A 25108-nucleotide genomic window follows, 5' to 3' on the forward strand; every position below is an offset into this window, starting at 1 on the left:
GCCTCTCTTTTCATTGGGACTGTCCGGGAAGGGGCGTATTACTTCACGCGCATGCCCGGCTGGGCACCTTCCTGGGGCTCGAGGATCCAGAGATCCTTGCCACCCGGACCTGCCGCCAGCACCATGCCTTCGGACATGCCAAAGCGCATCTTGCGCGGGGCCAGGTTGGCCACCATCACGGTCAGCTTGCCTTCCAGATCTTCCGGGTTGTAGGCGGACTTGATACCGGCAAAGACCTGACGGGTTTCGCCGCCGATATCCAGTTGCAACTTCAGCAGCTTCTCGGCTTCCGGCACCGCTTCGGCTTTCTTGATCAGCGCCACCCGCAGGTCAATCTTGGCAAAGTCGTCGTAGGTGATGGTCTCGCTGATGGGATCGTCCACCAGGGGGCCTGCCGGCTTCTTGCTCTGTTCCTTGGCGAGATCTTCCTTGGACGCTTCCACCATGGCATCCACCTTGGCGGACTCGATGCGGGAGAAGAGTGCCTTGAAGGGGGCGACGCCGTGGTCGACCAGAGGGGCGGTGATGCCATCCCAGGTCAGGGTTTCGCCAAGGAAGGCTTCGGCGCGCTCGGCCAGTTGCGGCATGACGGGCTTCAAGTAGGCCATCAGCACGCGGAACAGGTTGATGCCGACGGAGCAGACGGCTTGCAGCTCGGCATCCGCCCCTTCCTGCTTGGCGATGACCCAGGGAGCCTTGTCGTCCACATAGCGGTTGGCCTTGTCGGCCAGGGCCATGATCTCGCGGATGGCGCGGCTGAATTCGCGCGCTTCATAGGCTTCGGCGATGCTGGCGCTGGCGTTGGCAAACTCGGCGTAGAGTGCGGGTTCGGCGCAGGTGACGGCCAGCTTGCCGTCAAAACGCTTGGCGATAAAGCCGGCGTTGCGAGAGGCCAGGTTGACCAGCTTGTTGACCACATCGGCGTTGACGCGGGAGACGAAGTCTTCGAGGTTCAAGTCCAGATCGTCGATGCGGCTGTTGAGCTTGGCGGCGTAGTAGTAACGCAGGCACTCCGGATCCAGGTGCTGGAGATAGGTGGACGCCTTGATGAAGGTGCCCTTGGACTTGGACATCTTGGCGCCGTTGACGGTCACATAGCCGTGCACGTTGACCTTGGTCGGCTTGCGGAAGTTCGCGCCTTCCAGCATGGCCGGCCAGAACAGGCAGTGGAAGTAGGCGATGTCCTTGCCGATGAAGTGATAGAGCTCGGCGTCGGAGTCCGCTTTCCAGTAGCTGTCGAAGTCGATGTCGCCGCGCTTGTTGCACAGGTTCTTGAACGACGCCATGTAGCCGATGGGGGCGTCCAGCCAGACATAGAAGTATTTGCCGGGGGCACCGGGAATTTCGAAGCCGAAGTAGGGGGCGTCACGGGTGATGTCCCACTGCTGCAGGCCGCTTTCGAACCACTCTTGCATCTTGTTGGCCATCTCTTCCTGGATGGCGCCGGAGCCGCGTACCCAGTCGGCGAGCCAGGCTTCGAACTGGGGCAGGTCGAAGAAGTAGTGCTCTGAGTCCTTCATCACCGGGGTCGCACCGGAGACGGCGGATTTCGGATCAATCAGCTCGGTCGGGCTGTAGGTGGCGCCGCAAGCGTCGCAGTTGTCACCGTACTGATCGGGGGACTTGCACTTGGGGCAGGTGCCCTTGACGAAGCGATCCGGCAGGAACATGGATTTTTCCGGATCGAACAGTTGGGAGATGGTGCGGATCTTGATTTTGCCGGACTCTTTGAGGCGGCCATAGATCACGCCCGCCAGCTCGCGGTTCTCGTCGCTGTGGGTGGAGTGGTAGTTGTCGAAGCTGATGTTGAAACCGGCAAAATCCCCCTGGTGCTCCTGGGATACGGCGGCAATCATCTCTTCCGGCGAGATCCCCATCTGCTGGGCTTTGAGCATGATGGGCGTGCCGTGGGCATCGTCGGCACAGACGAAATGCACCTGATGGCCACGCATTCGCTGATAACGAACCCAGATATCGGCCTGGATGTGTTCCAGCATGTGGCCGAGATGGATGGAGCCGTTGGCATAGGGGAGGGCGCAGGTTACCAGCATTCTACGAGGATCAGTTGCCATAATACGTTCTTTATGTGCCTGTTGGGATGATACAGTGCCGTGCATGTTACCCGAATTGGGGGCGGCCTGCCTAGGGTTGTGGCCCCCGGTGCCCTGACTGGCGGCATCACGATGACGTCGGCAAGCCACTGATTTATGTGCGGTAACCGTTCACCTCAGCATAACGACAACATAATGGGGAGTTAATGGTGATTGATTCAGTAAAACAGATCCTGGCCGAATTTAAGCCGGCAGGATGGGGCAAGGATCTGGTCGCGGCCGGTTTTGTGCGTTCCGTCGAGCGGCACGAACAGACCCTGGCCATCACGCTGGTGCTGCCCTTTGCCGGCCAGTCCCTGTTTGAACAGATCAAAGAGGAGTTCGATGCCCGGCTGCGCAGCGCAACCGGTGCGACCCGCATCGACTGGACGGGGGAGATAGACGTGGCCAGCATGCCCCGCGCGCAGCAACTGGCGGCGGTACAGGGGATCCGCAATATCCTGGTGGTTGCCTCCGGCAAGGGAGGGGTGGGCAAGTCCACTACCGCGGTCAACCTGGCGCTGGCGCTGCAAAAAGAGGGGGCGCGGGTCGCCCTGCTGGATGCGGACATCTATGGCCCCTCCATCCCGACCATGACGGGGACCCTCAAGGAGCGCCCTGTCAGCTTTGATGGCAAGTTGATGGAGCCGGTGATGGCCTGCGGCATCAAGAGCAACAGCATCGGTTATCTGGTGGCTGAGCAGGATGCCACCATCTGGCGCGGTCCCATGGCGAGCAAGGCACTCGGGCAGATCCTACACGAGACCCGCTGGGGCGAGGTGGACTACCTGGTGGTGGACATGCCCCCGGGCACCGGCGATATCCAGCTGACGCTGGCCCAGCAGGTGCCCACCACGGCGGCGGTGATCGTCACGACGCCCCAGGATGTGGCGCTGGCAGATGCCCGCAAGGGGATTGCCATGTTCAACAAGGTCAATGTGCCTGTGCTTGGCATCGTCGAGAACATGAGTTACCACGTCTGCAGCGCCTGCGGGCATCACGAGCCGTTGTTCGGTACCGGCGGTGGCCAGAAGATGGCGGAGCAGTATCACGTGGCGCTGCTTGGTCAGTTGCCGCTGCATATCGACATTCGCCAGCACATGGATGAAGGCTGCCCCACCGTGTTCGGTGCGCCGGATGGCGAGCTGTCACAGACTTACCTGAAACTGGCTCGCCGGGTAGGGGCCGAGCTCTATTTCAGCGCAAAACCGATTGCGACCCCGCTCTACACGGTGGCGCTGGACGAATAATCGGCGTTCGGCCAAGAGGGACGGATTTGGGGTGGGCATGGCCACCCCTTTTTCATATAATGGATCGGTTTAAACAATCCCCAGTGCTCTTCTCTTTAGGTATTTTCAATGTCTGATACTCAACATTCCTGCGTGATCATCGGTATTGCTGGTGCATCCGCGTCCGGCAAGAGTCTTATCGCCCAAACCATCTATGAAGAGCTGGTGGCCGAGCTGGGAGCGGGTCAGATTGGTGTGATCACCGAGGATTGCTACTACCGTGATCAGACCCACCTGACCATGGAAGAGCGGGTCAAGACCAACTATGACCACCCCAATGCCCTGGATCACGATCTGCTGGTGCAGCATCTGACCCAGCTGACGCAAGGGGAGGCGGTCAACATTCCCCAGTACTCCTATACCGAGCACACGCGCATGAGCGAGGTCACCACCTTTGCACCGCGCCGTGTCATCATCCTCGAAGGGATACTGCTGTTGACCGACAGCCGCCTGCGCGAACTGATGGACGCCTCCATCTTCATGGATACCCCGCTCGACATCTGTTTGCTGCGCCGTCTGGTGCGCGATGTGCAGGAGCGCGGTCGTACCATGGACTCCGTGCTCAAGCAGTATCAGAAGACTGTGCGTCCCATGTTCATGCAGTTCATCGACCCGTCCAAGCAGTATGCCGACGTGATCGTGCCCCGTGGCGGCAAGAACCGCATCGCCATCGACATGCTCAAGGCGCGTATCCGCCATATGTTGATTGGTTGAGAGAAAACAAGCCGGGTGATGCCCGGCTTTTTTTAATGAATCTTTTGTCAGGAGAGTCGCAGAATGCGTCTTTGTGATACCGATATCGAACGGCACCTGGATGAAGGCAAGATCGTCATCGAGCCGCGGCCCGGTGTTGAGCGGATCAGCGGCGTCAGCGTCGATGTGCTGCTGGGCAACGAGTTTCGGGTGTTTCGCGATCATACCGCGCCTTATATCGACCTTGGCGGTACCAGTGCCGAGATGGCCGATGCCATCGAGCGGGTGATGAGCGAGGAGATCCACGTGCCGGACGGTGAAGCCTTCTATCTGCACCCGGGTCAGCTGGCGCTGGCGGTGACCTATGAATCGGTTACCTTGCCCGCCGATATCGTCGGCTGGCTGGATGGTCGCTCCTCCCTGGCGCGCCTCGGCCTCATGGTACACGTCACCGCCCACCGCATCGATCCGGGCTGGTCCGGTCGCATCGTGCTGGAGTTTTACAACGGCGGCAAGTTGCCTCTGGCCCTGCGTCCCAAGATGAAGATCGGTGCCCTGAACTTCGAGATGCTGTCAGGTACTGCGGCTCGCCCGTACAACAAACGGGAAAATGCCAAATACAAGAGTCAGCAAGGGGCTGTGGCCAGCCGGATCAACCAGGATTGACCCCCGCACCGTGCGGCTTGTCTATCGAGGAGGGTGCCAGGGCACCCTCTTTTATATCTGACAAAAGGAAACGGACGTGCCGAGCGGGTTGAAAGCGGCCTTTTTCGGGACATCGAGCTATGCTTAGGCTTTGATTGACGCCTATCCACAGCAATGGAATGGACTTAAATTAATCCTCGACAAGCCCCGTTCCTACAGGCCATAAGACATTTTCTGACGGAATGCCCTTTTTTTTTTTTGCTGAAATATTTCAACAACGGGTATGGCGCATCGAGCCTTCTGGCATAATCCGCCGCAACTCATAAACAGGTTCGTTTTTATGTTTGAAATGTTTAGTGGTTTGGGTTTGTGGTGGTCAATCGGTTTGGTATTGGCCGTTTTTTTTGTGCTGGCCTATGAATTCATCAACGGCTTTCACGATACCGCCAACGCGGTAGCAACGGTTATCTATACCAAGGCGATGCCGGCTCATATGGCGGTGGTGGCTTCCGGTCTGTTCAATTTCGCCGGTGTCATGCTGGGTGGATTGGGGGTGGCCTATGCCATCGTTCACCTGCTGCCCATCGATCTGCTGCTTGGCATGGACTCTACCCAGGGTCTGATCATGGTGTTCTCCCTGCTGTTCTCGGCCATCGTCTGGAACCTGGGAACCTGGTACTTCGGTATTCCGGCATCCAGCTCCCACACCCTGATCGGTTCCATCCTGGGGGTAGGCGGCGCCTATGCCCTGATCAGCCATCAACCCCTGAAAGAGGGTATCAACGTCGGCAAAGCCATCGACATCATGCTCTCTCTCATCATCTCTCCCACCGTGGGCTTCATCATTGCCGCCCTGCTGCTGTTCGCAATGAAGCGCGTATGGCTTGGCAGCAAGATCCACAAGACCCCGGAAGAGCGCCTGCTGGTGGACGGCAAGAAGCATCCACCGTTCTGGGCACGTGTCACTCTGATTTGTTCCGCAATGGGGGTGAGCTTCGTGCACGGCTCCAACGATGGTCAGAAAGGCATCGGTCTGGTGATGCTGGTGCTGATCTGCATGGCGCCTGCCTATTTTGCGCTGGACATGAACAGCCGCTCCTATGATCTGGACAGAACCCAGGATGCCAACCAGCGCATTATGGAGATCTACCAGCGTAACCAGGATCAGGTCTCCCATCTGGTGAACTTCAGTGTCCCTGCCAAAGCCCAGGAGGAGCTGATGAGCCACTGTGCGGCAGGGGAGGCCCTGCAGGCCATGGCGACCCTCGACAAGCGTCTGGGCCAAGTGCGCACCTACGAGGAGATGAATCTGGTGGATCGCCGCGAAGTGCGTCGCCTGCTGCTGTGCATCGACGACACTGCCCGCAAGGTCTCCAAATTGCCGCTGCCGGCCAAGGAGTTGACCGATCTTGCCAAATGGCGCAAGGATCTGACCGCCACGGCCGAATATGCGCCGACCTGGGTCATCGTGTCCATCGCGCTGGCGCTCGGTTGCGGCACCATGGTGGGCTGGCGTCGTATCGTCTACACGGTAGGGGAGAAGATTGGTTCCTCCGGCATGACCTACAGCCAGGGCATTGCAGCCCAGATCACGGCCGCCGCGTCCATCGGGATTGCGAGTCTGACCGGGATGCCGGTGTCCACCACCCACATTCTCTCCTCCGCGGTGGCGGGGACCATGGTGGCCAACAAGTCCGGCCTGCAGAGCCAGACCATCAAGACCATTCTGCTGGCCTGGGTGCTGACGTTGCCGCTCACCATGCTGCTCTCCGGCGGTCTCTTCCTGCTGAACAACCATCTCTTTGGCGGATAAGCGCGACAGTCATTGGAAATGAAACAAGGGCCTTCGGGCCCTTTTTTGTTGCCTGGTGAATGTCACGTCATGCGGCAATAGTTCAATGAGTAATAGCTATATGCCATCAGACAAGAAGTTGAATGACATTATCTATCACCTCTTTAGCTTCTCTACATCCCTCAACCACTCGTTGTGCACAGTGAGGGGAACCTGCCTGTGTGACGCCTTGTTACGAGCCGACCCTTGCACGTGAAGCTGAAGGGAGGGCGTTCAACGGGTCTATGATCCTCACCAGAAATGATGAGAGTGAAGAGTGCCACAGGTTGCCCTATGTCTGGCATTCCCGTTCAACCTGGGTTGTCTCAGCCACCACTGAACACACCGACTGTGCTACCAAAGGGGAACGCTGCCAGACTGTTTGCCAATGGCTTCATATGCTGTCAATGCACGGACCCTGTCGACAAAGCAGGGCATGTCGTGATGTTTTGACAGAGATGAATCCTCTGTCTGGTGTGTTATTCACGTCTTGCTTGGACTGAGTGTGTGTGGCCGCTGAACATCGTGAAAGCGGCGGATATCGAACGGGCAGGGAGGGAGAGCAAGGCGATGTCAGCCCCAATAAAGAGACAAAAAAAGAGCCACACGATGTGTGGCTCTTCATTCAGACTAACGAGTCTGCTCAGGGGCGACCGGCCGGGCTGGTTGCAACGTTGCTGGCAGCGGTGCTGCCACCGTGGCGACCGGAGGTCACGACTTCACTGCGTACCAGGGGAGCGTACTCCACGGGTTCACGGGGTGTCGGGGCAGGAGCTGCAGCCGGCGTTGCCATGGGGGCATAAGCCTTGCGGGCACGGGCCAATACACCGGCACCCTTGCTGACCTTCACTTCGGGGCTGGTTGCTGGCTCGGTTTGCACCACGGCAGCCGGCATCTCGACGACCTCCGCCTCGGCGGTGGCCGTCTCCTCAGCGATCACGACAGGTGCCGCTTCAGCAACCGGTGCAACCTCTTCTGGAATGGCCTCAACTTGTTGGGTCTGCTCGACAGCGTCGATCACGGCGACAGGTTCGTCATGAGAGGCGGTGTTGACGATAGGTTCGACCATCTCGGGTTCGACAACTGCCACTTCGGCGACGGGTTCAGCGTCTGCTTGCGCAGCCTGCTCAACTTCGTCAGTGGAGGGCGCATCCACAGCCTGGGCTGCCAGTGCTTGCTCTGCCGCTTCCTCAGCAACGGCTTCAGCCACCACGTGTTCGGTTAGTGCGGCGGAGGCCTGCAGGGCGGCAGCAACCGCTTCTGCGCTCGGAATGGTGATGACAGGCACAACCGGTTCTTCCACCTTCACCTGAGCCGCATCGGCCTGGGCCGCGGTAGTCAGCTGCACTTCACCTTGTGCTTCCTCTTCACGCTGGCCACGAGCCTCTTCGTTGATGCGCTTGCGACGTTGCCCTTCGATGCGCTGATTGCGCGGGGTACGGCGGGAACGACGCTGACCTTCGCCTTGCTCTTCTTGTTGCTCAGCAGCGGCGGCTTGCACGTCGGCGACATCGGTGATTTGCTCGTCAGTCGGCAGGGCAGGGGTGTCGGTCGCGGCGACATCGACACGGATCTGCTTGCGCAGTTGGCGACGTTCGCGGCGCTCGGCCACTTTTTGCTCTTTTTCCTGACGCGGTTCAGCGCTGGCGACCGCAGTATCAACGGTATCAACCGCTTCGACGCTCACCTCGGCACGGGGTTCGCGGGGGGCGCGAGGTTCACGAGCCGGACGCGGGGCACGAGGTTCGCGCTCCTGGCGGGGTTCGCGAGGCTCACGCTCCATGCGCTGTTCGGTGCGCACTTCGCCACGGGGTTCCCGTTCCTGGCGCGGTTCCCGCTCTTGACGAGGCTCACGCTCTTTGCGCGGGCGACGATTGCGATCACTGCTCTCGCGGCTGGCTGCGCCTTCACGCTTCTCGCCGGCCTCGGCATTGCGACTGCCGCGGTTGTCATCGCGACGGCCACGTTGACCACGGCTGCGGGATTCATCGCGCTGGTGACGGTGCCCGTCATCCTTGCGAGCTTCGCGCTGGGCGGCCGGTTTGTCGGCAGGCGCCTTCACCTCGGCCGGAGCAGCATCGGAGGAGGCACCGAACAGGCCGGAGAAGGCCTTGGCCAGCTTGCCAAAGAAGCCGACTTGTTCTGCAACCGGAGCGGGAGTCGCAACAGGAGCCGGGGCGGTGGGCGCAACCGGCTGGGGAGCCGGGGCAAACCCTTGCAGCAGCGGCTGTTCGCGCTCGACTACCTGAGCCTGGCGCGGCTGATAGACCGGCTTGGCAATCTCGGTTTTGAGCTCGTAGCTGGCCGCTTCCGGGATCTCGTTCTGACGGATGCGGGTCACTTCGTAGTGCGGGGTTTCCAGATGCTGGTTCGGAATGATGTAGACACGCACATCATTGCGCTGTTCCAGATTGGCGATGGAGGTACGCTTCTCGTTGAGCAGATAGGCGGCCACATCGACCGGCACCTGGGCATGAACCTGCTCGGTGTTGTCCTTCATGGCCTCTTCTTCGATGAGACGCAGGATGGACAGGGCGAGGGATTCGTTGTCACGGATGACCCCCTGACCCTGGCAACGGGGGCAGATATGGCTGCTGGACTCGTTGAGGGAGGGACGCAGACGCTGGCGAGACATCTCCAGCAGACCGAAACGGGAGATACGGCCCAGCTGGATACGGGCACGATCCTGATGCACCGCTTCACGCAGACGGTTTTCCACTTCGCGCTGATGGCGAACCGGGGTCATGTCGATGAAGTCGATGACAATCAGGCCACCCAGGTCACGCAGGCGCAGCTGGCGGGCAATCTCGTCTGCTGCTTCCAGGTTGGTCTGCAGGGCGGTCTCTTCGATATCGCCGCCCTTGGTGGCGCGGGAGGAGTTGATATCGATGGAGGTCAGTGCTTCGGTCGGGTCGATGACGATGCTGCCGCCGGAGGGCAGGCGCACTTCGCGCTGGAAGGCCGATTCGATCTGGCTCTCGATCTGGAAGTGGTTGAACAGGGCGACATCACCCTTGTACAGCTTCACGCGATTGAGGAAATCGGGGCGGACCAGCTCGATATGTGACTTGGCGCGCTCGAAGATGACCGGGTTGTCGATCAGGATCTCACCCACATCGCGACGCAGATAGTCACGGATGGCGCGCACGATGACGTTGCTCTCCTGGTGAATGAGCACCGGAGCGGAACGTTGTTGTGACGCCTTGTGGATGGAGTCCCAGTGATTGAGCAGAACGTTCAGATCCCACTCCAGCTCTTCCGGGGACTTGCCCACACCGGCGGTGCGCACGATGAGGCCCATGCCGTCCGGCACGGTCAGTCCGCTCAGGGCTTCCTTCAGCTCGGTCCGCTCGTCACCCTCGATGCGACGGGAGATGCCGCCGGCACGGGGGTTGTTCGGCATCAGCACCAAGTAGCTGCCAGCCAGACTGATGAAGGTGGTGAGGGCTGCACCCTTGGTACCACGCTCTTCCTTGTCGATCTGGACAATCACTTCCTGGCCTTCGCGGACCACTTCTTTGATGTTGGGACGACCCTGATAGGAGTAACCGGAGGGGAAGTAATTGCGGGCGATTTCCTTTAACGGCAAGAAACCGTGGCGTTCGGCGCCATAGTCAACAAAAGCAGCTTCGAGACTGGGTTCTACTCGGGTGATTTTGCCCTTGTAAATGTTCGCTTTTTTCTGCTCGTGTCCCGGACTTTCAATATCCAAATCGTAGAGCTGTTGTCCGTCAACCAGCGCTACGCGCAACTCCTCTTCCTGAGTCGCGTTGATTAGCATTCTTTTCATTGAGTTCTCATTATTTTGTCATTTTGATTCCTCCACTGGGTCCTGCCGGCGCCGGCCTCGGGTCTTCAGCATGCTGGGGCAACCTCCCGGTTGGGGTATGCATGAGGCGCAAACTAAGGGCACTCTGGTTCAGCCTTCTCGAGAGGGCGTGAATTAAGGATACCGATGTGGAGACAATTTACGTCGGCTCTGTTTGTGTTCTCCATGCGTTGTACCTCGCACCCGGGAACCGTCATGTTCTTGTATACACGGTGTTTCGGGATTGGGTGGCATACATTTTGGCCACTTAGTACAAGGCTTGAACACAATGACAAAACCTTGTTTATTATCCCATTTAAACCACTTTTATAGCAAGACGCCATTTTTTAACAAAGCATGGAGCCAAGGGCTGTCAGCGGTGTTAAAATCCGCGCCATGACACAGATACATCAACAAGTGCAGCTGCTCACCATCGAAGCTGAGCATGACGGGCAGCGCATCGACAATTTTCTCAAGACTCAGTTAAAGGGCGTCCCCAAGAGCCTGATTTATCGCATCCTTCGAAAAGGGGAGGTGCGGGTCAACAAGAAGCGCATCAAACCGGAATACAAGCTTTGTGCCGGTGACGAGGTGCGTGTGCCCCCCGTGCGTGTGGCAGAGAAGAATGAGTTGCCTTCTGCCAACCTCGGCAGCATCCAGCGTCTGGAGAGTCAGATCCTGTTTGAAGACGACGCCATGATAGTGCTCAACAAGCCGTCCGGCATGGCAGTTCACGGCGGCAGCGGCCTGAGTTTTGGCGTCATCGAAGGGCTGCGTGCCCTGCGCCCCGAAGCCCGTTTCCTCGAACTGGTGCACCGGCTGGATCGCGACACCTCCGGCGTACTGCTGGTTGCCAAGAAGCGCAGTGCCCTGCGCAGCCTGCACGAGCAGCTGCGGGTCAAGACCATGCGCAAGCAGTATCTGGCGCTGGTGCGTGGCCAGTGGCAACCCCACGTCAAGGTGGTCAATGCGCCACTTCGCAAAAATGATCTGCAATCCGGCGAGCGGGTGGTGCGGGTCAGCAGCGATGGCAAGCCCTCCGAGACCCGGTTCCGGATTGCCCGTCAGTTTGCCGAGGCCACCCTGGTCGAGTGCAGCCCCATCACTGGCCGTACTCACCAGATCCGTGTCCACACCCAGCACGCCGGCCATCCCATCGCCTGCGATGACAAATATGGTGAGGCCGGTTTTGATGAAAAGATGCGAGGGCAGGGGCTAAAGCGTCTGTTCCTGCACGCCTGGAAGCTCACCTTTACTCATCCGGTGGACGACCGGGAGATGCAGGTGGAAGCACCATTGTCACCGGAACTTGAGGCGTTTCTCGCCAAGCTGCCACGCTGACAGCCATGAAAAACGGGAGCCTTGGCTCCCGTTTTTCATGGCAGAGTTCTTGTTATGGCAGAGCCAAGCCGTGGCGACCCAGGAGATCAACCAAGCCTATCAGGGGAAGACCGACAAGGGCGTTGGGATCGCGCCCCTCCAGCGCCTTGAACAAGACGATGCCCATTCCCTCGCATTTGAAGCTGCCGGCACAATCCAGAGGACGTTCGGCCTCCACATAGCGACGGATGGCGGCTTCGTCGAGCGAGCGAAAATGCACGGTGAAAGGCTCGACGAGCTGCTCGGCATGGCCATTCGCAGCATTGATCACACAGAGCCCGGTGTAAAAGATGATGTGCTTGCCTTGTGCCTGCAGCAACTGCTCGACCGCCTTCTCCACCGTGCCGGGCTTGCCGAGGATCTGCCCGTCACAGACGCACACCTGATCTGAACCGATGATCAATCCTTGATCACGGTCAGCGGCAACGGCATTCGCCTTGGCAAACGCCAATCTGCTGACCAGGGCTTCTGCGGTCTCCCCGTGTCGCGCCGTCTCATCGACTTGAGGCGCAGCACAGTGGAATGGCTGACCGAGTTTTTCCAGCAAGGTTTTGCGGTAGGACGAAGTGGACGCGAGAATCAAGGAAGGCTGCATGTTTTGATGATATCCATTTATAAATCAATTGGTTGATTCTATCTGTGCAGATGGGGCCACGCAAACAGGAGATGTCTAGAGCGGGACTCGCCTAATTAGCGGGAAGCATGCATGCTGAGGGAACCACAGCGCAAACACAAGAGATCGGAATTGAGCGTGATGACACGATATGCGGCCTTGGTCATGGCACTGATCTCCTTCGCCAGCTGGGCAGGGACATGGCAACTTCGCCAGGGGGATGAGGGGGTGATGCTTTGGACTCAGCCACATCCTCCGACCTCTTTTCAGGCCTTACGTCTGGAGATGCGGGTGAATGCCGATCCTGGCGCGCTGATCACGGTGCTGCGCAACACGGCGCGCCATGAAGAGTGGTTGCCCCAGAGTCGTGAAGTCAGGGTGCTGGCCAGATCGGGTCCCGACGATGATCTGGTCTATACCCGCCTGGCATCTCCCTGGCCGGTGCAAGACAGGGAGCTCATCACCCGCTCCCATCTGAGTCGACGTATTGATTGCGGCCTGACTCTCGAGGTGTGGGCAGAGCCGAATGCCCTGCCATTGCATGCAGGGCTGTTCCGGATCCAGGAAAGCGCCGGACGGTGGGAGGCGCTACCCCAACGGGATGGCAGCACACTCGTTCGGCTCGAAACCTATACCAATCCGGGCAACAACTTGCCGGGCTGGCTGGTCAATCCCATTGCCATCAAGGCTGCCGTGGGCAGTTTCAAAGCCATACGCCGACTGATGGAAGCCGAGCCCAGAGTGGCTGCGACACCAGGCCTGCTGGGGAGCGACCCGCGCTGTTCTGCCACCTGATGAGACACCAAGGAGCACATCCGGTGGACAGACAGGGGTGGGGAACAGGATCCTGTGCCAGATCCTGCACGATATGGCATAATCGGCCACCGATGAGCACAAGTTCCTCTTGCAGGAGCCTGTGAAGGTAAAATCATCGGCGGTAAGGACTTTTTCCTTTGACTATCCCTTGTTGGACCTATAATATTCGCGCCCTATGCAAAAGGTGAAGTTGCCCGTTAAGGTTGATCCAGTCCGTAATGCCTTGAAGCTACTCGATTATGTCGGGATAGTGGAAAAGTCGCAGATGCCCAGGCTGGAGGAATCAACCGAAGGCTTGCGAAGTGATGTGGATGTCACACTGCACTTTGGCAAAGATGTCCAGAAGTTGACCGTTATGAAAGGCACTGCCCATGCCAAGGTCGACCTGGTTTGCCAGCGTTGTGGTGAGACGTTTGAACACCTTTGTGAAGCTAGTTTTATTTACACTCCGCTGTTCGAAAGAACAAACGAGGAAGAACTGCCGGAAGCTTATGAGCCCATTGAGTTGGACGAAAACGGCGAGATAGATCTTCATCAAATCCTGGAGGATGAACTCATCCTCTCGTTGCCTCAGGTAGCCATGCATCCGGTGGATGTGTGCCCCAGAGGAAACATGGAGATGACCTGGGGTGAAATCGAACCTGCTGATGAGCGGCCGAATCCCTTTGCAGTTCTTGAAGCGCTCAAACGTAAGTGAATTTTAGGAGTTAGCCTACCATGGCCGTACAACAGAACCGTAAAACCCGCGCCAAGCGTGGCATGCGTCGTTCCCACGATGCGCTGACCACCGCTGCCCTGACTGTTGATCAGACCAGTGGCGAAATTCATCGTCGTCACCACGTGACTGCCGATGGTTTCTACCGCGGTAAAAAGGTAATCGCTTAAGGATTGCCTTTGTCTACGCAAACTGTCGCGCTAGACATAATGGGGGGAGATATCGGCCCCTCGGAAACAGTGCCTGCCGCCGTGCAGGCACTGTCTCTTCTACCCCAGCTAAAACTTGTTCTGGTCGGTGATCAACACCAGACCGCCCCTCTTCTGCAGCAACATGGCCTGCTCAACCACCCTCGCGTTCGTCTCGTGCATGCCTCCCAGGTCGTGGGCATGGGCGAAAAGCCTATCGTGGCGCTGCGTACCCTGAAAGACTCCTCCATGCGCGTGACCCTGGATCTGGTCAAGAGCGGCGCTGCCGATGCCTGTGTCAGTGCAGGCAACACCGGTGCCTTGATGGCCATGGCCAAGTGCGTGCTCAAATCCTTGCCCGGTGTTGACCGGCCAGCCCTCATCAAGGCGCTGCCCACATTGAGTGGAAAGCGGACCGTGATGCTGGATCTGGGTGCGAACGTGAGCTGCGATGCCGACACCCTGTTGCAATTTGCCGTGATGGGCGCCGTAGTCGCAGAGAAGGTGGAGGGGATACCTTCACCCAGGGTGGCACTGCTCAACGTAGGGGAGGAGGAGATCAAGGGCAACGACCTGGTGCGCCACAGCGCCGAGTTGCTGCGCCAATGCTCCGCCCTGAATTTTGTCGGTTTCATTGAGGGGGACAGGATCTTCAGCGGCGAGTGCGACGTGATCGTCTGCGACGGTTTCGTGGGCAACGTGGCGCTCAAGACCGCGGAGGGGGTGGTGCGGATGATGGCCGAACTGGCCGGATATCCGCGCAAAAAACGCAGTTTTCTTGGTCGACTCGCCGGATTTATGTTCAAACGGCGTTTCTCTTACCTGAACCCCGACCAGTATAATGGCGCGAGTCTGTTAGGATTGCGCGGCATTGTGGTAAAAAGCCATGGGCGGGCCGAGCGCCGCGCTCTGTGTCATGCGATTCTGCTGGCCGCACAAGAAGCCAGACATCAACTTCCATTGCAAATTGCAGATCGCCTTGAATCTGTCTTTTCCGACAGGGATTTATAAAACTCTATGCATAGCAAAATTCTGGGTACTGGCAGTTATCTGCCGAGTTCGGTTCGTACCAACGCCGATCTTGAACAGATGGTTGAAACCAGTGACGAATGGATCGTGGAACGCACCGGGATCCGTGAACGCCGTATCGCCGGAGCCGACGAAACCGTCGCGACCCTTTCTCATCAGGCGGCCTTGCGTGCGCTTGATGCGGCAGGTCTGACTGCCGCCGATCTGGACATGATAGTGCTGGCCACCACCAGCGCAGAGAATGCCTTCCCAGCTGCTGCCTGTGAACTGCAGGGGCTGCTTGACGTACCGGGGATCCCGGCGTTTGACGTAGCCGCCGCCTGTGCCGGCTTTACATATGCTCTCGCCATCGCCGATCAGTTCGTCAAATCCGGCGCTGCTCGCCACGTGCTGGTTGTCGGTGCGGACGTGCTGTCACGTATGTGCGATCCCGAGGATCGCGGCACCATCATCCTGTTCGGGGATGGGGCAGGGGCCGTGGTCATCGGTGCCAGCGACACTCCTGGGATCCTCTCCACCCATCTGCATGCCGATGGCCGTTATGGCGAGCTGCTCAAACTGCCGCAGCCCCGTCGCGGCATGCCGGGTGCTGAGCTCGAAGCCTACATGTACATGAAGGGCAACGATGTCTTCAAGGTGGCGGTGACACGCCTTAGCGAGATCGTGACCGAAACCCTGGCTGCGGCCAACGTCGAGCCGAGCGAGCTGGACTGGCTGGTGCCCCATCAAGCCAACTTCCGCATCATCAATGCCACCGCCAAGAAACTCGGCATGGGGCTCGACAAGGTGATCCTGACCCTGGATCGTCATGGCAATACCTCCGCGGCCTCCGTGCCCATCGCCTTCGATGAAGGGGTGCGCGATGGTCGCATCAAACCCGGCCAGCTGGTCCTGCTGGAAGCCTTCGGCGGCGGTTTTGCCTGGGGCTCTGCGCTGGTTCGCCTCTGATACCGAGCGGTGCCCGGTCCTCGGGCGCCCGCTTACCGAATTCGTCTTACCTTAAAGGAATCAATGATGACCCGATTTGCCATTGCCTTCCCGGGACAAGGCTCCCAGAGCGTCGGCATGCTGGCCGAGCTGGCTGAGCAACACGCCGTGATTAAAGAGACCTTCGCCGAGGCGAGCCAGGTGCTGGGTTATGACCTGTTTGCCCTGGTGATGGCAGGCCCGGCCGAGGATCTCAACAAGACCTGGCGTACCCAGCCAGCGCTGTTGACCGCCTCCGTCGCGCTGTGGCGCCTGTGGCAACAACAAGGCGGGGCAACCCCTGCCGTGATGGCCGGCCACAGCCTGGGGGAATACTCCGCTCTGGTGTGCAGCGGCGCGCTGGCGTTTGCCGATGCCGTCAAACTGGTCGAGCTTCGTGGTCTGGCCATGCAGGAAGCCGTACCGGAAGGGACTGGCGCCATGGCTGCCATCATCGGTCTGGACAACGAGAGCATCGCTGCCAACTGTGAGAAAGCGGCCCAGGGGCAGGTGGTCTCTCCGGTCAACTTCAACTCTCCGGGCCAGGTGGTCATCGCCGGCCACAAAGAGGCGGTCGAACGTGCCAACGTGCTGATGAAAGAGTCAGGCGCCAAGCGTGCCCTGCCGCTGCCGGTCTCCGTGCCTTCCCACTGCGCCCTGATGAAACCGGCCGCAGAAAAGCTGGCCGCCGCCCTGGATGGGATCGAGATCAAGGTTCCCGCCATCGCCGTCATCAATAATGTCGACGTCTCTTGTGAGCAGGATCCTGCCGCCATCAAGCAAGCCCTGGTGCGTCAGCTGTTCAGCCCGGTTCGCTGGACTGAAACGGTAGAGCGCATGGCAAACGACGGTGTTACCCTCGAAATCGAGATGGGCCCGGGCAAGGTGTTGACCGGCCTGGCCAAGCGCATCGATGCGCGAGTGGAAGGTATTCACGCCAACGACGCCGCCTCGTTCGAGCAGGCGCTGGCTCAGATCAAGTAAACAGGAGCAAGTCATGAGTTTTACCGATAAGGTTGTGTTGGTCACTGGCGCCAGCCGTGGCATTGGTCGTGCGATTGCGGAGACGTTTGCTGCTCGTGGCGCCAAAGTCGTGGGGACCGCGACCAGCGAGAGCGGTGCCGAGGCGATCAGTGCTTACCTGGGTGAGCAAGGCTGCGGCATGGCACTGAACGTGACCAGTCAGGAATCCATCGAAACCGTCTTCGCCGCCATCAAGGCGCGTTTTGGCGACATCGACATCCTGATCAACAACGCCGGCATCACCCGCGACAACCTGCTGATGCGGATGAAGGATGACGAGTGGAACGAGATCATCGACACCAATCTCACCTCCCTGTACCGTCTGAGCAAGCCGGTATTGCGTGCCATGATGAAGAAGCGCAACGGTCGCATCATCAGCATCGGTTCCGTGGTCGGCACCATGGGCAACGCCGGTCAGGTCAACTATGCTGCTGCCAAGGCTGGTCTGGTTGGCTTTACCAAGTCGCTGGCCCGTGAAGTGGCATCTCGTGGCATCACGGTGAATGCGGTTGCTCCCGGTTTCATCGAGACCGACATGACCAAGGCGCTCAATGAAGAGCAGCGCGCCGGCATCATGAATCAGGTGCCTGCCGCCCGTTTGGGCGATCCGAAAGAAATTGCTGCCGCTGTGGTATTCTTGGCATCGGATGATGCCGCCTATATTACCGGCGAAACCCTGCATGTTAATGGCGGGATGTACATGGTGTAATCAATTTGTCGTGAGTTCTGTTCAAATTTGCGATAATACGCCGAAGTTTGGCGAATTTCGTGGTTTGACCAGCGGCAAGTCACTTGCAAACTCACGTCAATTGAATACACTACCCCAACCAGACGCAATAGCGTATTTTTAAAGGAAAATTCAGGTCATGAGCAACATCGAAGAACGCGTAAAGAAAATCATCATCGAACAACTGGGTGTTAAAGAAGAAGACGTGAAGAACGCTGCCTCCTTCGTCGACGACCTGGGCGCTGACTCTTTGGATACCGTTGAACTGGTAATGGCGCTGGAAGAAGAATTCGATACCGAAATTCCTGATGAAGAAGCCGAGAAGATCACCACTGTTCAAGCGGCTATCGACTACATCACCGCTAATCAGGAATAAGTTCCTGTTCTGAAAGAAGCGGCCCAAGGGCCGCTTCTTTTATGTTTACCCCTTTCAAAACACCTCTCGGAGACTACCTCAGTGTCAAAACGCAGAGTCGTGGTGACCGGCTTGGGGATGCTTTCCCCGGTAGGCAACACTGCCGAATCCAGCTGGCAAGCCCTGCTCAACGGGCAGAGCGGCATTTCCCTCATCGACCACTTTGATGCAAGCGAGTTCGCAACCCGTTTCGCAGGCCTGGTCAAGGATTTCGACCCCGAAGAGTTCGGCATCAACCGCAAAGAAGCCCGCAAGATGGATCTCTTCATCCAGTATGGCGTGGCGGCGGGTGTTCAGGCCCTGGAAGATTCCGGCCTGATCATCAACGAAGAGAACGCGGAGCGGGTAGGCGTTGCCATCGGCTCTGGTATCGGCGGTCTGGGTCTCATTGAGCAGAACCACAGCAGCCTCATCAATGGCGGCCCCCGCAAGCTGAGCCCTTTCTTCGTTCCGTCCACCATCATCAATATGGTGTCCGGTCATCTTTCCATCATGAAAGGCATGCAGGGCCCGAACATCGCCGTGACAACCGCCTGTACCACGGGTACCCATGCCATAGGCATGGCTGGCCGGATGATCGCCTATGGCGATGCGGACGTGATGGTCGCCGGTGGTGCCGAGAAAGCCTCCACCCCCATGGGCATGGGCGGCTTTGCCGCTGCCAAGGCGCTCTCCACCCGCAATGACGAACCACAGAAGGCGAGCCGCCCCTGGGACAAGGATCGCGACGGTTTCGTGCTGGGCGACGGTGCCGGCGTACTGGTGCTGGAAGAGTATGAACATGCCAAGGCTCGCCGCGCCAAGATCTATGCCGAGCTGGTCGGCTTTGGCATGAGCGGGGATGCCTATCACATGACGGCCCCTCCCTCGGACGGCGATGGTGGCGCACGCGCCATGAAGAACGCCATCAAGGATGCTGGCATCGCACCCGAGCAGATCGGTTACATCAATGCTCACGGTACCTCTACCCCCCTTGGGGATGTGGCAGAGCTGCGCGGCATGAAGAAGGTGTTTGGTGAACATGCCAGCGCCCTGATGGTCAGCTCCACCAAGTCCATGACAGGCCACCTGTTGGGTGCGGCTGGCGCCATCGAGGCGATCATCACCGTGCTCTCTCTGCGTGACCAGATGGTGCCTCCCACCATCAACCTGGACAACCCGGATGATGAGTGCGACCTGGATCTGGTGCCGCACGTTGCCAAGGCCGGCAGCTTCGAATATGCCCTCTCCAATTCCTTCGGTTTTGGCGGCACCAATGGCTCCCTGATCTTCAAACGCGTATAATTCGCTCTGGGCGAATGATAAGGCCCGATACGGCAGTATCGGGCCTTTTTTATCGGAGGGATCCCCTTGCTGATTAATGGAATACCCACAGAAACACTGTCAGCCAGGGATCGTGGGCTGGCATACGGTGATGGTCATTTCACCACCATGCTGGTGAGGGAAGGGAAGGTACTCTGGTGGCAGGACCATCTGGCCCGGCTGCAACATGCCAACGCCCGGCTTGGTTTTGGCGAGCACTCCTGGGACCTGCTTGCCGACGAAGCGGCGCAGCTGGCTTCTGGGCAGACACAGGCTGTCGTCAAGATAATGCTGACCCGGGGCGCCGGTGGGCGGGGATATGACGCCGCAGGCTGTGACACGCCCACTCGCATCGTCTCTCTGGCACCTTATCCTGAGCATTATCATGATTGGCAGCAAACCGGCATCAATGCCCTGGTATGCCAGCGGCAGCTTGGTGACAGTCCCATGCTCGCCGGTCTCAAGACGCTGGGGCGCCTCGAACAAGTGATGCTGAAGCGCGAACTTGCTGCGCGTGGCGGGGTCGAAGGTATAGTCTTGAACAGCCGGGGATTTCTGGTAGAAGGGGTCAGCGCCAATCTGTTTTGGCGTCGTGGCAGGACGGTGTTCACACCGGATCTCACCCGCGCCGGGATCGATGGCATCATGCGCAAGCGCGTGATGACGATGCTTAAACAGATGGGCATTGAACTGCGTGTCGTTGAGGCTCCATTGGAGTCACTCTGGCAGGCGGAAGAAGTCTGGCTGACCAATACCCTGATGGGGATTGTCCCGGTCACCCGCATCGGGGATATGCACTATCCCAGTCCGGTATTGATCCGCCGTTTACAGGAGCGCTTGGTCATTGAAGTTTAATCGGCTTTACACCCTGCTCGCAGGGGCGGCACTCTCTGTCGCCGTTGTCGGAGGGTACGTGTATCACAAGTGGCAACAGGTGGAGACGCTCACCAACAAGGGGCCAACACGCCTCTTTACCGTCGAAAAAGGCGCCCATGCGGCGCGCCTGATTGCCGAACTGGGGGAGGGGGAAACCAGCCCCTGGGCGGTGCGTCTCTGGTTGCGCGGTCATCCCGAACTGGTGGCCATCAAGTCCGGCACCTATGAAATCAAGGAAGGGGCGCCGCTCAAGGAGACTCTCTCTCTCTTTGCTTCCGGCAAGGAGTTTCACTTCAGCCTGACCTTTGTCGAAGGGTCCCGATTTGAGGATTGGCTGAAGCAACTTTCCAGCGCCCCCTATCTGGAGCGCCTGACTCTGGAGCAGAGCGAAACCGAGCTGGCTCAGGAGCTCGGCATCGAAAATGGCAAGCTGGAGGGGTGGTTCCTGCCGGAAACCTACGCCTATACCACTCATGCCAGCGATCTTTCGATCCTGCGCCGCGCCTATCAGGACATGAAAACGTTCCTAGAGGCTTCCTGGGAGAAGCGTCAGGCCAATCTGCCTTACAAGACTCCCTATGAAGCGCTCATCATGGCCTCCATCATCGAAAAAGAGACGGGCCAACCGGATGAACGGGCCCAGATTGCTTCTGTGTTCGTCAACCGTCTACGCCTTGGCATGAAGTTGCAGACCGACCCTACCGTCATCTATGGGGTGAAGGAGAGGTACGATGGCAACATTCGCCGTAGCGATCTGACCGACGTGAACCCCTACAACACCTATGTGATCGACGGTCTGCCTCCGACGCCCATCGCCATGCCGGGCAAGGCCTCCATCGAGGCGGCGCTCAACCCCAAATCGACCGACTATCTCTACTTCGTTGCCAAGGGGGGCGGTGCCCACTACTTCTCCAAGACCCTCGATGAACACAATCGGGCGGTGCGTGAATACATATTGAAGAAACCCTAATGTCTAAATTTATCGTGATTGAAGGATTGGAAGGGGCAGGGAAGAGTTCTGCGGTGCGCTATGTGACCGACTATCTGCAAGCCCACGGAGTTGCGCGGATCGAGTGCACCCGGGAGCCGGGCGGCACGCCGCTGGCGGAACGCATGCGGGCCATCGTCAAGGAAGTGCACGACGAGCGCCTGACCGTCGAGGCCGAGCTGCTGTTGATGTACGCCTCCCGGGTACAACTGGTGGAGACCCGGATCAAGCCTGCCCTGGCAGACGGCATCTGGGTAGTGGGCGATCGCCACGATCTCTCCTCCCAGGCCTATCAGGGGGGTGGCCGCGGCATCGATGCGAACCTCATCGGCGCCATCAAACGGGCGGTCCTCGGGGATTTCAAGCCGGATCTGACGCTCTATCTGGACATCGATCCTGCCATCGGCCTGCAGCGGGCCCGCCATCGCGGCGAGCTGGACAGGATTGAGCTGGAGCAGATCGGCTTCTTTGAACGTACCCGCCAGCGTTACCTCGAGTTGGCGGCCGCCGATGATTCCATCCAGGTCATCGATGCCGGGTTGCCCCCGGCGCAAGTCAAAGCCGCCATCGAGGCAGCCCTTGAGCATTATCTGGCAAGCGAGGGGCTATGTATCCCTGGCTGATCCCGGATTGGCATGCCTTGAGCGAGACGTCCCGGGCCGGACGGCTCGGCCACGCCTGGTTGCTGCTAGGCGATCCCGGCCTTGGCAAGGAGCAGCTTGCAGAGCGACTGGCGCGACTGCACCTGTGTCAGCATCCACAACGAGGTGAGCCCTGCGGTCAGTGCCACTCCTGCCAGCTTTTTGAGAAGGGGCATCACCCGGATCTTGGCACCCTGGGGCCAGAGGGCAAGACCATAGGTGTCGAAGCCATCCGGGAGATTTGCAGCCGCCTCCAGAGCACGTCCCAGCTCGGTCGCGGCAAGGTGGTGATCATTCAGGAGGCGGAGCGCATGACGGAGTCTGCCGCCAATGCTTTGCTGAAGACGCTGGAAGAGCCGGCTGGCGACAGTCTGTTGCTGCTCATCGCATCCCGGGTATCTCGCCTGCTCCCCACCATCTTGAGCCGTTGTCACAAGCATGTCTGCCAGCTCCCCTCTGAGGGGGAGACCCTTGCCTGGCTCGCCGAGCAGGGCCATCAGGCGACCCAGGCCCAGGTGCGGATCTGCCAGGGTGCGCCGCTGCGGGTGCTGAGCTATATCGAAGCACAGCAAGATGATGCCAGACGGGCATTGCTCGACGGATTTGTCTCGCTGGCATCGGCCCCCACCCGTGCGGCGAATGTCTGCGCCCAGTTGGCCGAGGATAATCAGGTCCGGCTGCACTGGTTGCAGCTCTTCTTGTGCGATGCCCTCAAGCTTCAGGCTGGCTGCGGCCATCATCAACTGGCGATGCCGGATCTTGCATCACTCAGCCAGCAACTGGCTGAGAGACACTCCAGCGAACGGCTCCTGGAAGCTGAACAGCAGCTGGTTGTGCTGAAGGAGGCTTGTCAGCCAGGGCAGCTTTCCAATCCCACCATCCATTTGATGAACTGGCTCAATCGCTGGTTATAAACAAGGTTGTCTATGTTACTCGTTGATTCCCATTGCCATCTCGATCGCTTGAGTTATGGCTCCAAGCAGACCGACATGGCCGATGTACTGGCCAAGGCGGCGCAGCAGAGCGTGGGATATTTTCTCTGCGTGAGTGTGACTCAGGCCCAGTTCCCGACCATGATGGAGGCCATCGCCCCCCATCCCCAGGTGTTTGCCTCCTGCGGTGTTCACCCGCTCAATCAGGATCCCGGGGTGGATGCTGCCTTGCTGCTGACTCAGGCGGCCGATGAGAAAGTGGTGGCCATCGGCGAAACCGGGCTCGACTACTTCTATTCACCGGAAAACAAGGATGTACAGCAAGCCTCTTTCCGCGAACATATCCGGGTAGCCCGGGCACTGAACAAACCGCTCATCATCCACACCCGGGATGCCCAGGAAGACACGCTGCGGATCATACGAGAGGAGGGGGCCGAACAGGTGGGCGGAGTGCTGCACTGCTTCACCGAGTCCCTCGAAATGGCCGAGGCCGCGATGGCCATGGGGTTCTATATTTCCATCTCGGGAATAGCCACTTTCAAGAACGCCTCAGCCCTGCAGGCAGTGGTCAAGGCGTTGCCCCTGGAGCGACTGATGGTTGAAACCGACTCTCCCTATCTGGCACCGGTTCCGCACCGGGGGAGGGAGAACGAGCCGGCCTTTGTTCGCGACGTTGCCCAATTTATCGCGGATCTTCGCCAGATTCCGCTCGCCGAATTGGCGGAGGCCACCAGCCACAATTTCTTCGAATTGTTCAAGTTGGCAAAGCGATAACAGACAACGCCCCGCATAGCGGGGTGTTTTACTATGACAATCTGCACTATCACGACCCATCCAAAAACAATAATGTCAAGTTGTTATCTCTCACTTTGTGTGGTTGATGCTGATGAGATCAAATCGCCAGTTCCTGATAAAACGGAGCAGGGATGACAGAGTGCTTGAGGAATAAATGAGTGAGCTGAAATGGGTTAAAGCACTCTTCATAAGTATCGATAATATTCATTATCGATACTTGATAGATCTGAATGATCCTGTAAGATCCACCGAAACTCCGCTTTAAATCATAGAGTTAAGTGAACTACCCAAGCCTTCAAAACCCAGTTCAGCAATCCTTGCAAAGCGTCTTCGATCCTCAGCTGAACAGCCGGGCAAGACGCTTCCTGCGCAGCGCTAAAGCCGACTCCACCCTCAATGCCTATCAGGCAGATACCCGTATCTTTGTCTCCTGGTGCCAACTCCATGGGCTGGATCCCTTGCAGACAACACATCACGACATCATGAATTTTCTGGCGGATCAGGCCGACGGCATCCTGGCCAACTGGGTCTGGCTGGACAAGGAAGAAGGAAAGGGGGAACTTCGCAACGGGGAACCTCGCAAACCGGCCACCCTGGTAAGACGGCTTGCCGGCATTCGTTATGCCTTCAAGCAGAAGGGGATCCACCCCATGCCGACAGAGCATGCGGAGATAAAGGAGATGATGCGGGGCATAGTACGGCTCGGTGATAACCGCAAACGCAAAACGGGGGCGCTGACCCTGAAACCATTGGCCTGCGTATTGGACGAGATAGACACCAGCAACCTGGCTGGGCTTCGAGATTACACCCTGTTGCTCCTGATGTTCAGTGGCGCCTTGCGTCGATCGGAAGCGGCCAGGATCGAGGTGAATGACGTGCAGTTTGTGGGGCAGGGGATACGCCTTTGTCTCAAACCAAGCAAACATCAGCTCCATGAATCGGAGATAGCACTCATTCCAGGAACCCGGTATTGCCCGGTCTCTGCACTGCAACAATGGCTGAAAAAAAGCCGGATTGCTGAGGGCCCCCTGTTTCGTCGAATGAATCGCTGGGGACAGCTGATGACAGATCCCCTGGGGCCGCAAGGTATCAACTTGATGATCAAGCGGCGAACCGGCCAGGCCATCGACGATCTCCACGTCAGTGGCCACAGTTTGCGGCGGGGGTTCATCACCTCGGCGGTGACGGCGGGCAAGCCGATGAACAAGATCATCGAGGTGACCCGACACAAGGACATGCGCACCTTGCAGGAATATTTCGACGATGCCCACAAGTTCTCCGATCACGCCCTGGATGGGTTGTTATAGAGAACCGCGCCTCTCCATTTTTTATGTTAAATGATATCC

23 protein-coding genes are annotated in these 25108 nt (G+C 58.6%); 20 read left to right on the plus strand and 3 right to left on the minus strand.

What is annotated here, in order from left to right; all coding sequences use genetic code 11:
• Nucleotides 1-38: 38 nt before the first annotated feature.
• A complete protein-coding gene (gene metG, locus AB5Y54_RS07645; protein WP_109112459.1) occupies nt 39-2072 on the minus strand; it encodes a methionine--tRNA ligase in 2034 nt (677 codons plus the stop codon).
• Nucleotides 2073-2257: 185 nt separating this feature from the next.
• On the opposite strand from metG, the gene apbC reads away from it, so the two are divergent.
• From apbC to AB5Y54_RS07665, 4 genes are all read left to right on the plus strand, one after another.
• Complete coding sequence (apbC, locus tag AB5Y54_RS07650; RefSeq protein ID WP_109112458.1) at nt 2258-3340, plus strand: iron-sulfur cluster carrier protein ApbC; 1083 nt, start codon at nt 2258-2260, stop codon at nt 3338-3340.
• 108 nt (nt 3341-3448) lie between these two features.
• Nucleotides 3449-4093, plus strand: coding sequence for a uridine kinase (udk, locus tag AB5Y54_RS07655; RefSeq protein WP_042017635.1), 645 nt, complete (start codon nt 3449-3451; stop codon nt 4091-4093).
• A gap of 63 nt (nt 4094-4156) precedes the next feature.
• Nucleotides 4157-4738, plus strand: coding sequence for a dCTP deaminase (gene dcd, locus AB5Y54_RS07660; RefSeq protein WP_010674732.1), 582 nt, complete (start codon nt 4157-4159; stop codon nt 4736-4738).
• A gap of 319 nt (nt 4739-5057) precedes the next feature.
• Nucleotides 5058-6530, plus strand: a complete 1473-nt coding sequence (locus AB5Y54_RS07665) for an inorganic phosphate transporter (RefSeq protein ID WP_029314527.1) — start codon at nt 5058-5060, stop codon at nt 6528-6530.
• 661 nt (nt 6531-7191) lie between these two features.
• On the opposite strand, the gene rne is transcribed toward AB5Y54_RS07665, so the two are convergent.
• Nucleotides 7192-10338: a ribonuclease E gene (gene rne / locus AB5Y54_RS07670; RefSeq protein WP_119197658.1), complete on the minus strand. Its 3147-nt coding sequence runs from the start codon at nt 10336-10338 to the stop codon at nt 7192-7194.
• Between the two features lie 414 nt (nt 10339-10752).
• Here rne and rluC point away from each other — a divergent pair, with 414 nt between their 5' ends.
• Nucleotides 10753-11697, plus strand: coding sequence for a 23S rRNA pseudouridine(955/2504/2580) synthase RluC (gene rluC / locus AB5Y54_RS07675; RefSeq protein WP_201893979.1), 945 nt, complete (start codon nt 10753-10755; stop codon nt 11695-11697).
• A 52-nt stretch (nt 11698-11749) separates the two neighbouring features.
• Here rluC and AB5Y54_RS07680 read toward each other — a convergent pair whose 3' ends face one another.
• Nucleotides 11750-12331: a nucleoside triphosphate pyrophosphatase gene (locus tag AB5Y54_RS07680; protein ID WP_109112865.1), complete on the minus strand. Its 582-nt coding sequence runs from the start codon at nt 12329-12331 to the stop codon at nt 11750-11752.
• Nucleotides 12332-12514: 183 nt separating this feature from the next.
• Here AB5Y54_RS07680 and AB5Y54_RS07685 point away from each other — a divergent pair, with 183 nt between their 5' ends.
• The 15 genes from AB5Y54_RS07685 (at nt 12515) to AB5Y54_RS07755 (ending at nt 25069) form a co-directional block, all read left to right on the plus strand.
• Entirely contained in the window at nt 12515-13144 is a 630-nt protein-coding gene (locus AB5Y54_RS07685) for an START domain-containing protein (protein ID WP_323883728.1), read from the plus strand.
• A 196-nt stretch (nt 13145-13340) separates the two neighbouring features.
• Nucleotides 13341-13862: a 23S rRNA accumulation protein YceD gene (gene yceD / locus AB5Y54_RS07690; RefSeq protein ID WP_029314532.1), complete on the plus strand. Its 522-nt coding sequence runs from the start codon at nt 13341-13343 to the stop codon at nt 13860-13862.
• Between the two features lie 20 nt (nt 13863-13882).
• Complete coding sequence (gene rpmF, locus AB5Y54_RS07695; protein WP_005300935.1) at nt 13883-14050, plus strand: 50S ribosomal protein L32; 168 nt, start codon at nt 13883-13885, stop codon at nt 14048-14050.
• Between the two features lie 9 nt (nt 14051-14059).
• Complete coding sequence (gene plsX, locus AB5Y54_RS07700) at nt 14060-15079, plus strand: phosphate acyltransferase PlsX (RefSeq protein WP_045524864.1); 1020 nt, start codon at nt 14060-14062, stop codon at nt 15077-15079.
• Between the two features lie 6 nt (nt 15080-15085).
• Nucleotides 15086-16045 (plus strand): beta-ketoacyl-ACP synthase III, encoded by a 960-nt coding sequence (locus tag AB5Y54_RS07705; RefSeq protein ID WP_010674740.1) that lies wholly within the window; start codon nt 15086-15088, stop codon nt 16043-16045.
• A 66-nt stretch (nt 16046-16111) separates the two neighbouring features.
• A complete protein-coding gene (gene fabD / locus AB5Y54_RS07710; protein WP_042017641.1) occupies nt 16112-17047 on the plus strand; it encodes an ACP S-malonyltransferase in 936 nt (311 codons plus the stop codon).
• 13 nt (nt 17048-17060) lie between these two features.
• Nucleotides 17061-17795 carry a 3-oxoacyl-ACP reductase FabG gene (gene fabG, locus AB5Y54_RS07715; protein WP_039041169.1) on the plus strand — a complete coding sequence of 245 codons (735 nt, stop codon included), beginning with the start codon at nt 17061-17063 and terminating at the stop codon, nt 17793-17795.
• A gap of 157 nt (nt 17796-17952) precedes the next feature.
• Nucleotides 17953-18189, plus strand: coding sequence for an acyl carrier protein (gene acpP, locus AB5Y54_RS07720; protein WP_005300909.1), 237 nt, complete (start codon nt 17953-17955; stop codon nt 18187-18189).
• A gap of 81 nt (nt 18190-18270) precedes the next feature.
• Nucleotides 18271-19512, plus strand: coding sequence for a beta-ketoacyl-ACP synthase II (fabF, locus tag AB5Y54_RS07725; RefSeq protein ID WP_109112824.1), 1242 nt, complete (start codon nt 18271-18273; stop codon nt 19510-19512).
• Between the two features lie 66 nt (nt 19513-19578).
• On the plus strand, nt 19579-20385 hold the full coding sequence (gene pabC, locus AB5Y54_RS07730; RefSeq protein WP_161957741.1) for an aminodeoxychorismate lyase: 807 nt from the start codon (nt 19579-19581) through the stop codon (nt 20383-20385).
• Nucleotides 20375-21376 carry an endolytic transglycosylase MltG gene (gene mltG, locus AB5Y54_RS07735; protein WP_109112825.1) on the plus strand — a complete coding sequence of 334 codons (1002 nt, stop codon included), beginning with the start codon at nt 20375-20377 and terminating at the stop codon, nt 21374-21376. The genes pabC and mltG overlap by 11 nt, the downstream gene beginning before the upstream one ends.
• Nucleotides 21376-22017, plus strand: coding sequence for a dTMP kinase (gene tmk, locus AB5Y54_RS07740; protein WP_042017643.1), 642 nt, complete (start codon nt 21376-21378; stop codon nt 22015-22017). The genes mltG and tmk overlap by 1 nt, the downstream gene beginning before the upstream one ends.
• Nucleotides 22002-22949: a DNA polymerase III subunit delta' gene (gene holB, locus AB5Y54_RS07745; protein ID WP_043152706.1), complete on the plus strand. Its 948-nt coding sequence runs from the start codon at nt 22002-22004 to the stop codon at nt 22947-22949. Before tmk ends, holB begins: the two co-directional genes overlap by 16 nt.
• A gap of 12 nt (nt 22950-22961) precedes the next feature.
• A complete protein-coding gene (locus AB5Y54_RS07750) occupies nt 22962-23741 on the plus strand; it encodes a TatD family hydrolase (RefSeq protein ID WP_043152708.1) in 780 nt (259 codons plus the stop codon).
• A 299-nt stretch (nt 23742-24040) separates the two neighbouring features.
• Complete coding sequence (locus AB5Y54_RS07755) at nt 24041-25069, plus strand: tyrosine-type recombinase/integrase (RefSeq protein WP_143237541.1); 1029 nt, start codon at nt 24041-24043, stop codon at nt 25067-25069.
• Nucleotides 25070-25108: the final 39 nt, after the last annotated feature.

It is taken from the genome of Aeromonas sp. s9 (assembly GCF_040907765.1).
GTDB lineage: Bacteria > Pseudomonadota > Gammaproteobacteria > Enterobacterales > Aeromonadaceae > Aeromonas > Aeromonas caviae.

What these genes read in the sequence shown, in the direction of transcription:
- apbC (WP_109112458.1), top strand. Translation starts at nt 2,258, where the DNA reads ATGGTGATTGATTCAGTAAAACAGATCCTGGCCGAATTTAAGCCGGCA.
- AB5Y54_RS07685 (WP_323883728.1), top strand. Translation starts at nt 12,515, where the DNA reads ATGGCACTGATCTCCTTCGCCAGCTGGGCAGGGACATGGCAACTTCGC.
- AB5Y54_RS07750 (WP_043152708.1), top strand. Translation starts at nt 22,962, where the DNA reads ATGTTACTCGTTGATTCCCATTGCCATCTCGATCGCTTGAGTTATGGC.
- metG (WP_109112459.1), bottom strand. Translation starts at nt 2,072, where the DNA reads ATGGCAACTGATCCTCGTAGAATGCTGGTAACCTGCGCCCTCCCCTAT.
- udk (WP_042017635.1), top strand. Translation starts at nt 3,449, where the DNA reads ATGTCTGATACTCAACATTCCTGCGTGATCATCGGTATTGCTGGTGCA.
- rluC (WP_201893979.1), top strand. Translation starts at nt 10,753, where the DNA reads ATGACACAGATACATCAACAAGTGCAGCTGCTCACCATCGAAGCTGAG.
- acpP (WP_005300909.1), top strand. Translation starts at nt 17,953, where the DNA reads ATGAGCAACATCGAAGAACGCGTAAAGAAAATCATCATCGAACAACTG.
- rpmF (WP_005300935.1), top strand. Translation starts at nt 13,883, where the DNA reads ATGGCCGTACAACAGAACCGTAAAACCCGCGCCAAGCGTGGCATGCGT.
- AB5Y54_RS07665 (WP_029314527.1), top strand. Translation starts at nt 5,058, where the DNA reads ATGTTTGAAATGTTTAGTGGTTTGGGTTTGTGGTGGTCAATCGGTTTG.
- rne (WP_119197658.1), bottom strand. Translation starts at nt 10,338, where the DNA reads ATGAAAAGAATGCTAATCAACGCGACTCAGGAAGAGGAGTTGCGCGTA.
- fabG (WP_039041169.1), top strand. Translation starts at nt 17,061, where the DNA reads ATGAGTTTTACCGATAAGGTTGTGTTGGTCACTGGCGCCAGCCGTGGC.
- fabD (WP_042017641.1), top strand. Translation starts at nt 16,112, where the DNA reads ATGACCCGATTTGCCATTGCCTTCCCGGGACAAGGCTCCCAGAGCGTC.
- tmk (WP_042017643.1), top strand. Translation starts at nt 21,376, where the DNA reads ATGTCTAAATTTATCGTGATTGAAGGATTGGAAGGGGCAGGGAAGAGT.
- dcd (WP_010674732.1), top strand. Translation starts at nt 4,157, where the DNA reads ATGCGTCTTTGTGATACCGATATCGAACGGCACCTGGATGAAGGCAAG.
- yceD (WP_029314532.1), top strand. Translation starts at nt 13,341, where the DNA reads ATGCAAAAGGTGAAGTTGCCCGTTAAGGTTGATCCAGTCCGTAATGCC.
- AB5Y54_RS07680 (WP_109112865.1), bottom strand. Translation starts at nt 12,331, where the DNA reads ATGCAGCCTTCCTTGATTCTCGCGTCCACTTCGTCCTACCGCAAAACC.
- AB5Y54_RS07705 (WP_010674740.1), top strand. Translation starts at nt 15,086, where the DNA reads ATGCATAGCAAAATTCTGGGTACTGGCAGTTATCTGCCGAGTTCGGTT.
- holB (WP_043152706.1), top strand. Translation starts at nt 22,002, where the DNA reads ATGTATCCCTGGCTGATCCCGGATTGGCATGCCTTGAGCGAGACGTCC.